11 protein-coding genes are annotated in these 15,348 nt (G+C 60.0%); 8 read left to right on the forward strand and 3 right to left on the reverse strand.

Annotation, left to right across the window (positions count from 1 at the left end; translation table 11 throughout):
- Positions 1-53: 53 nt before the first annotated feature.
- A complete protein-coding gene (locus tag JG747_RS08610) occupies positions 54-728 on the reverse strand; it encodes a class I SAM-dependent methyltransferase (protein WP_202361591.1) in 675 nt (224 codons plus the stop codon).
- 159 nt (positions 729-887) lie between these two features.
- Here JG747_RS08610 and JG747_RS08615 point away from each other — a divergent pair, with 159 nt between their 5' ends.
- The 3 genes from JG747_RS08615 to JG747_RS08625 all read left to right on the forward strand — a co-directional run bounded on the left by JG747_RS08615 (position 888) and on the right by JG747_RS08625 (position 5,263).
- A complete protein-coding gene (locus tag JG747_RS08615) occupies positions 888-3,602 on the forward strand; it encodes an ABC transporter ATP-binding protein (protein ID WP_202362247.1) in 2,715 nt (904 codons plus the stop codon).
- A gap of 222 nt (positions 3,603-3,824) precedes the next feature.
- Positions 3,825-4,274: a cyclic nucleotide-binding domain-containing protein gene (locus JG747_RS08620; RefSeq protein WP_202361592.1), complete on the forward strand. Its 450-nt coding sequence runs from the start codon at positions 3,825-3,827 to the stop codon at positions 4,272-4,274.
- 134 nt (positions 4,275-4,408) lie between these two features.
- Entirely contained in the window at positions 4,409-5,263 is an 855-nt protein-coding gene (locus JG747_RS08625; protein WP_202361593.1) for an MBL fold metallo-hydrolase, read from the forward strand.
- 1 nt (position 5,264) lies between these two features.
- Here the strand turns inward: JG747_RS08625 and JG747_RS08630 are convergent, their stop codons facing one another.
- Together JG747_RS08630 and JG747_RS08635 are read right to left on the reverse strand one after the other, a co-directional pair.
- Positions 5,265-6,029, reverse strand: a complete 765-nt coding sequence (locus tag JG747_RS08630; protein WP_202361594.1) for a polysaccharide deacetylase family protein — start codon at positions 6,027-6,029, stop codon at positions 5,265-5,267.
- Positions 6,026-7,114, reverse strand: a complete 1,089-nt coding sequence (locus tag JG747_RS08635; RefSeq protein ID WP_202361595.1) for a glycosyltransferase family 4 protein — start codon at positions 7,112-7,114, stop codon at positions 6,026-6,028. The genes JG747_RS08630 and JG747_RS08635 overlap by 4 nt, the downstream gene beginning before the upstream one ends.
- Positions 7,115-7,205: 91 nt before the next feature.
- On the opposite strand from JG747_RS08635, the gene JG747_RS08640 reads away from it, so the two are divergent.
- The 5 genes from JG747_RS08640 (at position 7,206) to JG747_RS08660 (ending at position 15,346) form a co-directional block, all read left to right on the forward strand.
- The gene (locus tag JG747_RS08640) at positions 7,206-8,366 is read left to right on the forward strand and encodes a DUF3095 domain-containing protein (RefSeq protein WP_202361596.1); all 1,161 of its coding nucleotides are present in this window, start codon (positions 7,206-7,208) and stop codon (positions 8,364-8,366) included.
- A 114-nt stretch (positions 8,367-8,480) separates the two neighbouring features.
- Positions 8,481-9,824: a nucleotide sugar dehydrogenase gene (locus JG747_RS08645; RefSeq protein ID WP_202361597.1), complete on the forward strand. Its 1,344-nt coding sequence runs from the start codon at positions 8,481-8,483 to the stop codon at positions 9,822-9,824.
- 232 nt (positions 9,825-10,056) lie between these two features.
- The gene (locus JG747_RS08650) at positions 10,057-11,397 is read left to right on the forward strand and encodes an adenylate/guanylate cyclase domain-containing protein (protein ID WP_202362248.1); all 1,341 of its coding nucleotides are present in this window, start codon (positions 10,057-10,059) and stop codon (positions 11,395-11,397) included.
- A 158-nt stretch (positions 11,398-11,555) separates the two neighbouring features.
- Positions 11,556-13,451, forward strand: a complete 1,896-nt coding sequence (locus tag JG747_RS08655; protein WP_202361598.1) for an ABC transporter ATP-binding protein — start codon at positions 11,556-11,558, stop codon at positions 13,449-13,451.
- A complete protein-coding gene (locus tag JG747_RS08660; RefSeq protein ID WP_202362249.1) occupies positions 13,448-15,346 on the forward strand; it encodes an ABC transporter substrate-binding protein in 1,899 nt (632 codons plus the stop codon). Before JG747_RS08655 ends, JG747_RS08660 begins: the two co-directional genes overlap by 4 nt.
- The last annotated feature ends 2 nt before the right edge of the window (positions 15,347-15,348 follow it).

Here is a 15,348-nt window from a genome sequence, read left to right on the forward strand (position 1 = left end):
CCTTGTTTTATGTCGTCGTCCCAAAATCGCTGCGCGCTTCTGAGCCAAATGCATCAAACAGTCCCGATCAGCATGAAGCGCGTATAGTTTCTTGTAGGCAGTTCGCCGGAGAACCGCACCTCGCTTAGCGCCGCCATCGCTTCGAATGCTGCAAGTGAAGCCACGCAGTTGATGTGTGTTGGCTCGCTGAAATAGTCGTTCGATTGCAGCAGCACATTCGTGCCCCGCGGGAGCAGGGCAAGCCAGGCGCGCAGATCGGCTATATGTTCGCAGCTGGTATTGACCGTCAAGTCGGGCCGCCCGGCCGCATAGTCGAGCGCGTACATATCTGCCGTCAGCGCCCGGAACCGGTCGCCAGCTTCCCGATTGAGGGTCCGGGCGACCGCCGCGACTCCGGGATCGATGTCGATGCTGTCGACCGCCGCGACGTCGAAGCGGGCGTCGTTGAAGAGCATCGCCGGCAATACGCCGTACCATCCACCCAGAACCCAAATGCGCCCGAACCGGCCGCCGCTGCTTTCGAACAGCCTGTCGAGGGCCCATATCTTGCACGCGACCTGCTTGTGGTTGAAGGCGTTGGCGATATCGGCCTTCGGATGCTTGGCGATGACGCGTGCAAGCCCTGCCACGAGAGGGTTGTTGACATAAGCAGCAATTCCCCTCGTGAGGTCTAGGGCTTGCTCGTGCCCGTCCGTGCCGACATTGCGTGGTTGCGTGATATCTATCATATTCGCCTTGTATGTTGGGATTTTGGGCGACACAACGCAATCTTGCCAGCAAAGCCAACCCGCAGGCTTCGAACGTGTCGCCGGCGATGATTGCCGATGCGCCGTTCACCAGCCAGCGCTTTTACTTTTGTTCTTAAAACTGGAGGTCCACAGTCGCATATGGAACCCAGCCTAGCCCGCTATATCTGGAGGCACACCAAGAAGCAGCAGCTCTGGATATTGATGATCGTCCTGCTTTCGATGATCCCGTATTTCATGTCCTTCGACCTGCCGAAGCTGATCGTCAACGGCCCGATCCAAGGTCGGGGCTTCGAGCAACCGGGTGCGACCCAGGCATTCATGCGGCTGCACTATAACCTGCCGTTCGTTGGCGATGTCTTGTTCTTCTCCGGTATTCAGCTTGACCGCAAGGCGACGCTGCTTGCCCTTAGCCTTGTGTTCCTCTTGCTGGTCGTCGTCAACGGCCTGTTCAAACTCTACATCAACACCTACAAGGGTCGCCTCGGCGAACGCATGCTGCGGCGGATCCGCTTCGATCTGGTCGATCGTGTGCTGCGGTTTCCGCCGATCTACTTCAAGCGCGTCAAATCCGCCGAAGTGGCGACCATGGTGAAGGACGAGGTGGAGCCGCTGGGCGGCTTCATCGGCGATGCCTTCCTGCAGCCGGTGCTGCTCGGCGGCCAGGCGCTGACGGCCATGCTGTTCATCATGGTCCAGAATGTCTGGCTCGGGATGATAGCGGTCGTGATCGTGGTGATCCAGATCGTCCTCATCCCGCGAATGCGGCGGCGGCTGATCGTGCTCGGGCGGCAACGGCAGTTGACGGCGCGCGCACTTTCGGGACGGGTTGGCGAAATCGTCGAAGGCATCGGCGCAGTTCACGTCCACGATACCTCAAACTACGAGCGCGCCGACATAGCTACGAGGCTCGGGCTCATCTTCAAGATCCGCTTCGATCTTTACCAATGGAAATTCATGGTAAAGTTCCTGAACAATTTTCTCGCGCAGATTACACCCTTTCTGTTCTACATGATCGGCGGGTATCTGGTCATCCAGGGGCGGCTGGATGTCGGCCAGCTCGTGGCCGTGATCGGCGCCTACAAGGACTTGCCCGGCCCGATGAAGGAACTCATCGACTGGGATCAGGATCGGCAGGATGTCCAGGTCAAGTATCAGCAGGTCGTCGAACAGTTCACCGTCGAGGGTCTGATCGCGCCGAGAATCGGGGCGTTGACGATCGACGATCCAGGTCCCATGACCGGCCCCCTGTCGGCGATCGGTCTGTCCATAGCGGACGATAGCGGTGCAATGCTCCTCAACCGCATCTCCCTGCAGATCAAGCCGGGAGAGACGGTGGCGCTGGTCAGTACCGCAACAGGTGGAGGGGAGGCACTTGCAGAAGCCTTCGCGCGGCTGAACTGGCCGGATAGCGGAAGAGTCGCTTCGGGCGCGGACGACCTGCTTGAACTCCCCGAAGCAGTGACCGGCCGGCGCATGTCCTATGCCTCGTCGGATGTTTTCCTGTTCCAGGCGAGCCTCCGCGACAACCTGCTTTACGGGTTGAAGCATGCGCCGCTGACATCGGTACCTTATGACGGTGCCGCGGCAGTCCAGCACCGCTGGAACATCGATGAGGCGCGCCGGTCGGGCAATCCGGATCTCGATATCCACAGCGACTGGATCAACTACGCTTCCGCCGGCGCTACCGGCCCGCACGACCTCTTTGAAGCAGTGCGCCGGGTGCTCGACGCCGTTGTTCTGTCGCGCGACATTCTCGATCTTGGCTTACGCTCTTCGGCCGATCTCACGCGTCACACAGAGCTAGCCAGGCGGATCGTCGAACTGCGCGCGGCGCTGCGAACCCGGCTGGAACACGAAGGGCTGAGCGGACTTGTGGTTCCCTTCGAACCGGGTGCCTACAACAAGGAAGCAACGATCGGCCAAAACCTGCTCTTCGGCGCTGCCGCCGGTCCCGAACTGGCAGACAGAGCCCTGGCGGCCAATCCCTATTTTGCGTCTGTGCTGAAGCAAGCCGGCCTCGACCGCACACTCTACGATATGGGCATGGAAATCGCCAAACAGGCGATCGAGCTGTTTGCCGACCTGCCGCCCGATCACCAGTTCTTCCAGCAGCTCGCCTTCATGAGCGCCGAGGAGATACCTGCGTACGAAACCTTGCTGCAACGGCTCAAGAACCGTCCTTACGAGACGGTTTCGGAGAACGATCGCGCCATGATCGTCACCTTGAGTTTTGCCTATATCGAGCCCCGGCACCGCTTTGGCCTGCTGAGCGACGAGTTGATGAGCAAGATCGTTGCTGCGCGCAACCGGTTCTATGAAAACCTGCCGCCCGAACTGCAAAATGCGGTCGAACGGTATGATCCTGCCAAATACATTGCCGCGGCCACCGTCATGGATAACGTGCTGTTCGGGCGTGTGGGCAACAACCATCCCGACGCTCCGGAACGTATACGATCCATCGTCTATGACATTCTTGACGAACTGGGGCTTTATGGCGAGCTTCTGGATGTCGGTCTGGACTTCAACGTCGGCGCCGGCGGCAGGCGGCTTACAGGTGGACAGCGACAGAAGCTGGATGTTGCCCGGGCCCTGCTCAAGCGTCCTGATTTTCTCATTCTCAACCGGCCGCTGTCGGCGCTTGACCAGCGCATGCAGGACAAAGTGCTGCGAAACGTGCTCGAGGAAGCCAGGCGCGACGGCCAATCGCCGGCAATTGTGTGGGTCGTAACGAATCCGGCAATGGCGACGATGTTCGATCGCGTCATCGTCTTCGACTCGGGTCAATTGGTGGAAGACGGAACACACGAGACACTTTTGGCAGGCAACGGTGTTTTCAAGGAGCTGCTGTCATAGAGCAACTGACAATCAGATGGGGTCATTCTGCCGGTGGAAATTTGCGGTAAGATCAAGGGATTCCGCGATGGGTGAAGCGGGACGACATTCACGTCAAACCCCGATTTCCCCGGCCCTCCGGGTTTCCGGCTGGCGGACGTCGCATCCCGGAAACAGAACTGATTCCATCTGCGCGTTCGTTGCTCTAGTCTGGCAAGGCGAATTTTGGGAAGGTTTGCGACAATGCTGCTCAAGGATGAAGTTGGAATGCTGCAACGCGTTCCCTTGTTCTCTGGCATCGAGCCGACAAAGCTCAAGCTGCTTGCGTTCACATCCGATCGCGTGAACTACAGCGCCGGCGAGATCCTTTTTCGGCAGGGCGACGAGGGAGATGCCGCCTATGTCATCCTTTCAGGGAGGGCGGATATTCTGGTCGATTCCGACAGCGGACCGATAAAAGTTGCTGAACTAGTGCCAAATTCCATTGTTGGCGAGATCGCCATATTGTGCAACAGTTCCCGCACTGCGACCGTCAGAGCGGCAAGTCCGCTGGAAGCTTTGAGAATCCCCAAAGATCATTTCCTGAGGCTTATGAGCGAGTTCCCGGAAATGACCATCGAGATATTGCGGGTTCTTGCCAATCGCCTAAGCCATACGACGGCAGATCTGATCGACGCGCGAAGCGCCAGATAACGAATGATGTGCGCTCGATGCTCGTCGTCATAATGGCAATGGCCTCTGGCTGAGAAGGTCACCCGGAGAAGACCTGTCCCGCCTGACAGCGGTTGTTTGGCTACGATGGGCGACGGCGACTGCAAAGAGGTAGCATGGACGACGATGTTTTCCTGGTCAGGTTTTGGGGTGTTCGCGGCAGCATTCCGGTATCGGGGCCAGAATTCTCTCGCTATGGCGGCAACACAATCTGCATTGAGATGCGATGCGGCAAGCATACGCTTCTGTTCGACGCAGGCTCTGGCCTACGGCCTGCCGGCAGGGCGCTTCGGGCGTCGGGCGTGATCGATTTCGACCTGCTTTTCACCCATTGCCATTACGACCACATCATCGGGCTGCCGTTTTTTGGGCCGATCTATGACCGGAGCGTCACGGTTACCCTCTGGTCCGGGCATCTTGCAGCACGCATGACGACCCGGCAGATGGTCGAAGAGTTCATGCGGCCGCCGTGGTTTCCGGTGAAGCTGGATATCTGCAAGGCGAGCCTCGACTGCCGCGATTTCGCATCCGGAGACGTGCTTCGGCCGCGTGAAGGGGTGGTGGTCAGGACAGGGAGTCTTATCCATCCGGGCGGCTGCATAGGCTACCGGGTCGAATGGGGCGGCCGCGTCGTGGCGGTAATCACAGACACTGAGCACGAACCGGACAAACTCGATCAGGCGGTGCTCGACCTGATCGAAGATGCCGACCTCGTCGTTTACGATTGCACCTACACCGAGGAGGAAATGGATCGCCGCCGCGGTAACGGGCACTCGACATGGCAACAGGGCGTCAAGCTGTGTGAGGCGGCCGGTGCGCGCGGGCTTGCCTTGTTTCATCACGATCCGACACGCACCGACCAGGAACTGGACGAGATCGAGAAACTGGCCAAAGACAGGTTTGCCGGCGCTTTTGCAGCACGGGATGGCCAGACGCTCAAATTTCGTGCCTCGTTGCACAAGGACAGCTGAGCTATTTCCCTTTGCCGGCGCCGCGCCCGATCAATGTCTTGATCGGAAGCCACACGCAGGCCTCGTTCCGTGCTGTGACTGCGAACAGCCGTTCGAGGAAAAGCCAGGCGGATTCATCATGTACGAGATGATGGGTCAGCAGGCCGACCGGTTCGCCGCCATCGAATGCATGCTGCAATTGTGCGATGATATCCTGAACCAACAAACCATGATCGCGGCAACCGCGCGTGCCATGCCAATCCATGATATCGACATTGCTGTTGATGATCGCAAGTGAAGCCTGCTTCGGCGGCCCATAGACCGACAATGCCGCAAATCCTGCCGATCCAAGGTCGGATACAAAGCCGGCGTCGATCCGATTCCAGGGTGGCACCAGCATCGGAACGGCGCGTGCGCCGTGCAGGCCGGTCACGTGCGACAGCCCGCGGGCCAGATCATCGAGCACCGCCTCGCGCGGCCGATGCGCGCCCAGCTCCTGCTTTTTGTGGCCCTCGGGCGCATGATTTCGGTGCGCCCAGCCATGGATCGCGACCGTGGCATGCGGCGCCTCGTGAAGCCGGACGACAAGCTTCTCGTCGGTCAGGGCCGGAATGACGGCCAGAGTGATCGGAACCGCGAATTCCCCAGTCAGGTCGAGTAGCCGATCGAGCGCAGGGGTCGGATCCACCGCATCATCGTCGCGCAGCCAGAACTCTGCCTTGCTGCCTGCCCGTTGCAAGCACGCCAGTTCTTCCACCAATGGCTGCCAGATCTGAGCGTATGTCATGAAGCCGGGATCTTCTGAAGAAGTTCGACCAGACGCGCCGCCGCGGCTCTAAGAGAACGTTCCTCGAGAATGAAACGCCTGGCTTTCGCGGCCATGATGGTTCTTTCGTCGTTACGGGCCAGCAGCCTTTCAATGGCAGAAGCGAATGCCGCCACATCGCCCGGTGGGGTGAGAAACCCGGTCTGGCCATCCCGCACGACCTCCGGCACGCCGGCAATGTCCTGAGCCACCACCGGAAGGCCGGCGGCCTGTGCTTCAAGATAGGCAAGGCCATAGGCCTCGCCGTAACCCGGCCAGACGTAGATTCCCCCTCTGTAGAGGACATCCGGCACGGCGGCTGGCTCAATCGCGCCAAGCCATTCGATACAGTGGGCGGGCAGGCCAGCGAATTGGGCTTTGACCTCGTCGCGGGCAGACCCGTCGCCGACGACCGACATCGTCCAAGGCAGGTGGCCGATCGTACCAAGCGCTTGCGCCAGCATGCGATAGCTTTCGGCTTTGTCGCCTGGGCGCATCATGGCGATGGTAACGAGGCGCGTCGGACAACCCCGTGCCGGCGTTTCCTGGAATACCGATGTGTCGATGAAGGGTGGAAGCATGCCAAGAGCGGCGTCGGGTATCGCATCTGTCAACCCCCGACGGTCTCTTTGCGTTAAGCAGATATTCAGCGCTGCCTGTTCGACGGCTCGCGCCACCAAGGCTTGCGCATCGGCCCACACGCCGGCGTTGCGCCGCCTCGAATAGGAGGCTTCCGCTGTCACATAGGGGACACCAAAGGCCGACGCCAGCTCGGGTCCGACCAGGTCGGGCGCCTTGTAATAAGGATGATAGGAGAACCAGAGATCGGGCTTGCCGCCACGATCCCAAAGCTTTGCCAGCCGCGCGACTTCCTCCCGGGCCTCGATCTTGAGTGCATCGAAACTTTTCGACACCGGTTGGCGTACATAGGAGCGCAACTCGGATGCCAGTTCGACGCTATGCCCTCCATGCTCCAGCGCCTTGACCAGCATTCGCGCCATCTGGCGGTCGCCGGAGACAACGGGATGATTGGGTGACTTCAGCGGCGCGTAGAAGGCAATTCGCATCGCCGAACCCTATCATCGGAAAGCCGGCGCAAGTCAAATTCCAGGCACGATCTACTCAACTTCAAGCAGTGGAGTGTGCTATCTGAAGCTCATGGAAACAGCTGTCGCATCCGATCCGTTTGTCGCTTCCTTGCCGGTCTTCGCAAAGTTCGAAAGCGTTGCCGATATCGATAACTATCGGCCTCTTCCAGATGGCTGGGCGCTGGCCACCGCCGACATCGTCGGCTCGACCAAGGCTATCGAGGCCGGGCGCTATAAAACCGTCAATATGGCCGGTGCCAGCGTCATTTCGGCGCTGCTCAATGCGCTGGGTCGACAAGATCTTCCCTTTGTCTTCGGTGGCGACGGCGCGCTCGTGGCGTTTCCCGGCTCGGCGCTGGACCTCACCCGCAACGCGCTGGCGGCTGTCCAGAGATGGGTGGCGGACGAACTGGACCTGACCTTGCGTGCCGCAATCGTGCCGATAAAGGATATAAGGGCGCAAGGCCTCGACGTTCGCGTGGCGAGGTTCCAGGCCTCCGAAGCGGTCTTCTACGCCATGTTCGCCGGCGGTGGCGGCAGTTGGGCGGAAGCAGAGATGAAAGCGGGACGCTATCGCATCGAACCCGCGCCGGCCGGCGCGCGGCCGGATCTGACCGGCCTCTCCTGCCGCTGGAACCCGATAGAAGCCCGGCATGGCGAAATCGTCTCGATCATAGCCATTCCGGGGGTGTCGCGCGACTTGCGCGGTTTTCAGTTTCTGGCTTCCGACATCATTGCCCTTGCCGGCAGGCAGGAGCGCGATGGCCACCCCGTGCCGGTGGACGGGCCGCGCTACAGTCTGTTGCCGGCCGGCCTCGATGTCGAGGCGCGGGCCACGGCGCCGCCAGGGCGGCGATGGCTGGCGAAGCTGTGGGTGATCTTCCTGATGACGCTTACCGCGGTCGCCGATAGATTTGGCTGGGCCATCGGTCGTTTCGATCCGAAGGTCTACAAACGCGAGGTGGCAAGCAATTCGGATTTCCGGAAGTTCGACGACGGCTTGAAGATGACCATCGACGTTGACGCGAATCTGTTGCAACGCATCGAGAACCGACTGAAACAGGCGGAAGAGGCGGGCATCTGCAGCTACGGCCTGCACCGCCAGAAATCGGCCTTGATGACATGCCTCGTCGCCTCGCCGCTGCAGCGCGACCACATTCATTTCGTCGATGGCGCCGACGGCGGCTATGCGATGGCTGCCGCAAGCCTGAAGGCGAAGGTGCCGGTTTGATGACGGCTTGCGGAAATCGACCTTCCGCAATATGCCTCCGCCATGGTTCTTGGGACCAGGTGAGCCTCGCAATGGAAGCGGACAGCCTGTCCGAAGTGACGGAAGAACAGATTTTTGGACGCCTCAAGATCGACATATGACCGTCTTGTGAACCGGATTTCGACGCGCACCGCGCAAGTCGGCGTGATCGGACTGGGCTATGTCGGGCTGCCGCTGGCGGTTGCCATCGCACGCGCCGGCTTCCCGGTTTCCGGCTTCGACATCGAAGCCCGGAAGGTCGAGTGCCTGAACAACGGCCAATCCTACATTGAGGCGGTAACGTCGACTGTCCTTGCCGGAGAGGTGGCGAGCGGACGTTTCCGCGCCACTGCGGATTTTGCCGAACTGACCGTCTGCGATGTCATCATCATCTGCGTTCCAACACCGCTGACGAAGCATCGTGAGCCGGACCTCTCCTTCGTCAGGAACACGGCAGGCACCATCGCCAAGCATCTGCGTCTCGGCCAGCTGATCGTGCTGGAATCGACCACCTATCCCGGCACCACCGACGGTGTGATCAAGCCCATATTGGAAGAAACCGGATTGCAATCGAAGATAGACTTCTTCCTCGGCTTCTCGCCCGAACGCGAGGATCCCGGCAACCGCAGCTTTGAAGTCGCAACGATCCCCAAGGTCGTGGCAGGCGACGGTATTGAGGCGGCGACGCTCGTGCAGGCATTCTACCAAGGTGTGATCGCGACCGTCGTTCCTGTTTCCACCACGGCGACCGCCGAGGCGGTCAAGCTGACGGAAAACATCTTTCGCTCGGTCAATATAGCCCTCGTCAACGAGTTGAAAATCGTGCTCGGTGCGATGGGCATCGATATCTGGGAGGTGATCGAGGCTGCAAAGACCAAGCCCTTCGGCTACATGCCTTTTTATCCTGGCCCCGGACTTGGCGGGCACTGCGTTCCGATCGATCCGTTCTACCTGACGTGGAAGGCGCGCGAATACGAACTGCCGACCCGCTTCATCGAGCTGGCGGCAGAGATCAACACGGCCATGCCGCGTCATGTGGTCGATGAATTGGCGAAAGCTCTGGACCGGCGCTGCGGCAAGGCGCTCAGCCGCTCGCGCATTCTCATCATCGGGCTAGCCTATAAAAAGAATGTGCCCGACATCCGCGAAAGCCCCTCACTACGGCTCATTGAACTCATCGAGGAATGGGGCGGCAAGGCGGAATTCCACGACCCGCACGTTACCGAGATCCCGACCACACGGGAGCATATGGCTATCAAGGGGCGTCGCTCGGTCGAATTGACCGAAGCGGTCTTGAAGGATTTCGATGCTGTGCTCATTGCAACCGACCATGATGCGATAGACTATCAGGCGATCGCCGATCACGCTCTTCTGATCATCGACACACGCAATGTTTTTGGCCGCCTCGGGCTAGCCCGGGAGACGGTGGTGAAGGCCTGACGGCGTCCGATCCGGTGAATTCTTTGCCCGATGTCAGGCTCGGGATTGCACTCCGCCGGGAGCCTCGCCACATATGTTGGCCAGGAGATAGATTCAGTTACGGCTGCTGCTTGCCTGCAATGAAGTCATCCGGGAATTGTTCGCCGGCTTTGCCGCCGACGCCGATTTCATTCAATTCGAGGGTCTGGCGGATCAAAGGAGATGGCTCGTCTTCGACGGGTTTCGAGATAGCATGAGCACAGCGCAAGCAGAAATTTCCACCATTCTCATGGACAAAGTCGCCGATTGGCTGACCCAATCGGCGCTGGCCGGCAACGACCTGGAAACATTGGTACAAGGTTTTTGTGAACGGCTGGCTGCTGCCGGCCTGCCACTGAAGCGGGTGCATTTGAGTTTTTCGATGCTTCATCCGCTTTATGACGCGCTTGGCTTCACCTGGCTTCGCGGCCAGGGCATGGAAATGGAAGGCTTCCGCAAGGAGGGCGGCGTACAGTCCGACAGATTCCTGACAAGCCCGTACTACCATCTGCTCAGCAACAAGCTCGACCATCTGCGGCGCCGGTTGAACGCGTCGGTGCCCTCCGAGTTTCCTGTTTTCGATGAATTGAAGCTTATGGGCGTCACCGATTACATGGCTTTCGTCCATCCCTTCAACGGCAACACCAGTCAGGGTATGTTGGGGTCCTGGTCCACCGACAGTGCTGCAGGCTTCAGCGACAGCATGATTTCGGCGCTGCTTCGAATCCAGAACCATCTCGCTATCGCAACCAAAATGGCGGTACTCACCAAGCTCGCCGACAACATGATGACCACTTATCTCGGCGGCGACGCCGGCAGGCGCGTGCTCGACGGCCAGATCAAGCGCGGCGAGGGTGATACAATCCGGGCCGCTCTGGTCATGGGCGACATGCGCGGGTCGTCAAGACTTGCCGAAACCTCCGGCCGCGAAGTCTATATCGATACGCTCAACCAGTTTTTCGACGCCGTTGCTGCACCGTTCAATCGCAAAGGCGGGCAGATCATGAGTTTCATAGGGGACGGCTTCATTGCCGTCTACCCTTGCGAAAGGCACCGTTCGCAGTCCGAAATCGCTTGCCAGGCTGCTCTTGCGGCAGCGCGCAAAGCCAGCGCGCGCATGATGGATCTCAATCAGCGCAGAAAGAAGCAGGGATTGGGCCACATAAAATTTGGTATCGGCCTGCATGTCGGCAATGTAATGTTCGGTAATGTCGGGCTTACCGACCGGCTGACATTTTCTGTCTTCGGCTCGGCTGTGAACGAGGTCCAGCGCCTCCAGACCCTGACCAAGAAATATCCGCTCAGCGTGCTTGCCAGCAAAGAATTCGCCGGCTATTGCGGCACCAACAGCTGGCTGACGCTCGGCGAGGAGGAACTGGCGGGCATCAAGCAGAAGCTGACGGTACTTTCACCCGATCTGTCGGGTGCTCTCGCACTCGATGAAGATGCTGCGCTGGAACCGATACACGATCGAAGATCGGATGCCGAGCAGCTCATGCTGCTTCATCGCGATGCCGCCCGGCTATCGGCGGGCGACCGCAGGAAGCTTCAGTAACCCGCCACGATCCGATCCGTACGCCTTGCTACCGAGTCCATCGCAGGTTCCGCCTCTGGCGACCGTTTCGAATCCAAGTTGCTCTAGGCTGGCAATGCGCTAGTCTCAATTTCTGGGCCTGCCGCCTGGCAGGCCTCCAGAGTGGGGCTGGTGTGAGAATGAATAAAGGCGTTGACCTGCTGCGGATCGAGGATGTTGGCATCTCTTTTGCCATCATCGGGGGACCGTTGCATGCCGTCCGGCGTGCAAGTCTTCGCGTCCTGCCAGGCAAGGTTACCGCGCTTGTGGGCGAGTCCGGCTCCGGCAAATCGGTTCTCAGCCAGGCAGTGATGGGCATTTTGCCGAAGACGGCCCACGTTCGCGGCCGCATCCTGTTTTCCGATCCTGAAAAGCCCGGCATAACCCAGGATATCCTGCAGATGCCACGTGACGGACCTGAAATACGGGCGCTGAGAGGCAGCCGCATCGGCAAGATCTTTCAGGAGCCGATGACATCGCTGTCGCCGCTGCACACGATCGGCAACCAGGTTAGCGAATCCCTGCAGATTCATACGCCCATGGCTCGGGCGGAGCGCAAGGTGCGGACCGAGGAAATGCTCGGCCTGGTCGGGTTTCCCGATCCCAAGCGCGCCTATGACATGTATCCCTTTGAACTGTCGGGAGGATTGCGTCAACGCGCCATGATCGCCATGGCGCTTATCTGTCGGCCCGCCCTGTTGATCGCAGACGAGCCGACGACGGCATTGGACGTCACCATCCAGGCGCAAATCCTGCAATTGCTGCGCGGACTTCAGACCAAAATGAACATGGCGATGCTGCTGATCACGCACGATCTCGGCGTGGTGGCCAATGTCGCCGACGAGGTGGTGGTCATCTACCATGGCGAGATAATGGAAGCGGGACCTGTCGAGGCGATATTCCGCCGGCCAGGTCACCCTTACCTGAAGGGCCTGATGGCAGCCGTGCCGCATTTCGACCTGAAGCCTGGCGAAAGGCTAAAGGCGCTCCGCGACGTGCCGGTCAATGTCGGGAACCTGCTCGGCACGCAGACGGCGCCGGCATCGACGGGCCCAGACGACATCCTGCTGTCGGTCAGGGATCTGACAAAGACCTTCACCACCCGCAAGTCTGGATGGTTCGGCGGGGATCATCAAACCCTCGTTCGCGCAGTGGACGGCGTGAGCTTTGATATCAGGCGCGGTGAGTGCCTGGGTCTGGTTGGCGAAAGCGGGTCCGGTAAAACCACCGTCAGCAAGATCCTCATGCGGGCCGTCACCCCTAGCGGCGGCTCGGTGATCTTCAACGGCCGCGATGGACCGATCGACGTCTTAGAAGCCGAGAGGGGCGCATTGCGCATGCTGCGTGCGAAAATCCAGATGGTCTTCCAGGATCCGGTTTCGTCGCTTTCACCTCGCATGACTGTGGAGAACATCCTGAGCGAGCCGCTGGAAATCCATCAACGTGGCAATGCCGCGTCTCGACTCGCCACGGTCAAGAGCCTGATGCAGGCGATCGGGCTCGATCCGCGCTTCATCAAACGTTATCCGCACAGTTTCTCCGGCGGGCAGCGTCAGCGTATCGGCATCGCGCGCGCACTGGCACTGGGGCCCGAACTCCTGATCTGCGACGAACCGGTTTCGGCGCTCGACGTCTCGGTCCAGGCGCAGATCCTGAACCTTCTGAAGGACTTGCAGAAGGAATTGGGCCTGACCTACCTGTTCATCTCCCATAACCTGGCGGTGGTGGACTACATGGCCGATCGCATCGCGGTGATGTGCGGCGGGCGCATCGTCGAGGTTGCGCCGCGCGAAATTCTGCTCAGGAAACCGGTCCACCCCTATACGCGCTCACTGGTCGCCGCAGTCCCTTTCCCCGATCTCGACAGGCCGATGGATTTCAAGACGCTGAAGCACAGCGGCGCTTCGGACACCAGCACATGGGGACCGCAATTCCGCGACGAGGGCGACGAGGATATGCTGTCGCCGCTCGATCTTGGCGGCGGCCACCTCGTGCTGGCCCGACGTTCGTCCGACATCAGCGAGCTACGCCATTGATCCGCCGGCGCACCCTCCTTGGCTTCATGGCTTCCGCATTTCTGCCTGGCACGGCGCGCGCCGGCGATCTGGAGCCGGAATTTCTTCAGCCGCAGTTGAAGGCCAGGGCGCTGCCGGCACTCGCCGACCGCCTGCCCAAGAGCCCGCGTTCTTTGAATCTCACAGCGATGGGCCGGCAGCCCGGCCAGTATGGCGGTACGCTGCGCACGATCATCGGCAGCCAGAAAGATATCCGGATGATGACGATCTACGGGTATGCTCGGCTGGTAGGCTATGACGAAAAGCTTAAGATGCAACCCGACATTCTGGAAAGTTTCGATGTAGCGAATAATCGCGTCTTCACTTTCAAGATACGGGCAGGACATAGATGGTCCGACGGTAGCCTGCTCACGCCGGAGGATTTTCGCTATTGTTGGGAAGATGTCTGGCTGAACGACGAGCTTTCGGAAGGCGGGCTCGCCCCGGCACTGCTGGCGGACGGCAAGCCGCCTCGTTTCGAGATCGTCGATCCGTTGACGGTCCGCTATAGTTGGGATGCGCCCAATCCCGACTTCCTGCCAAAGCTCGCCGCTGCTTCGCCTCTACCGCTTGTTCTGCCTGCCGCCTATCTCAAACAGTTCCACAAGAAATACCAGGATCCATTCCGGCTAGCCGGCCTGATGAAGGAGTACCGGGCCAAGAAATGGACGCTCTTGCATATCCGCATGTCTCGGCAGTATCGCCCGGAGAACCCGGAGCTGCCGACGCTGGATCCCTGGCAGAACCGGACCAAGCCGCCGGCTGAGCAGTTCGTCTTCGAGCGCAACCCATTCTTTCATCGAATAGACGAAAATGGCCGGCAACTGCCCTATGTTGACCGGATTGTCATGAATGTCAGCTCGTCGGCGATCATTTCCGCCAAGACGGGTGCTGGCGAGAGCGACCTGCAAAGCATGGGAATTGATTTCGCCGATTACTCCTTCCTAAAGGACGCGGAGAAGCGCTATCCGGTGAAGATGCATCTGTGGAAACGCACACAGGGCTCGCGGCTGGCGCTGCTGCCAAATCTGAATTGCTCCGACCAGGTGTGGCGTAGCCTCTTCCGAGACGTGCGCGTGCGCCGGGCACTTTCGCTCGCTGTGGACAGGCGCGAGATCAATTTGGCCGTGTTCTACGGATTGGCGCAGGAAAGTGCCGACACGGTCCTGCCGGAGAGCCCGCTCTACCGGCCGGAATTCGCGAAAGCCTGGGTCGCCCACGATCCCGACAAGGCCAATGCGCTGCTCGACGAGGTGGGGCTTCCGACGCGTGACGATGACGGCTTGCGGATACTTCCCGACGGACGACCGGCGCAGGTCATCGTGGAAACGGCCGGCGAAAGCACCCTGGAAACCGACGCGCTCGAACTCATTACCGATCACTGGCGCAAGATAGGCATTGCCCTGTTCATCCGGACTTCGCAGCGAGACATCTTCCGCAGCCGCGCACTTGGCGGCGAGATCATGATGTCGATCTGGTCGGGCATCGACAACGGCGTGCCGACTGCCGACATGAACCCGTACCAGTTGGCCCCCACCATCGACGACCAGCTGCAATGGCCCCTCTGGGGCGCTCACTATTTGTCTCATGGCACGATCGGTGAAGCGCCCGATCTTCCGCCTGTGGTCGAGCTGATGGCTTTGCTCAAGCGCTGGAACGCATCAACCGAAGCCGCGGAGCGCGCCGAAATCTGGAATTCGATGCTATCGATCTACACCGATCAGGTGTTTTCGATCGGCACCGTGAACGCAACATATCAGCCGGTTCTGGTGTCCTCGCGACTGCACAACCTGCCTGACAAGGCGCTCTACGGCTATGACCCGACTGCCTATTTCGGTGTCTATATGCCCGATACATTCTGGCTTGGAGAGACCTGAGC

The organism is Mesorhizobium sp. 131-3-5, assembly GCF_016756575.1.
GTDB classification, from domain to species: domain Bacteria; phylum Pseudomonadota; class Alphaproteobacteria; order Rhizobiales; family Rhizobiaceae; genus Mesorhizobium; species Mesorhizobium jarvisii.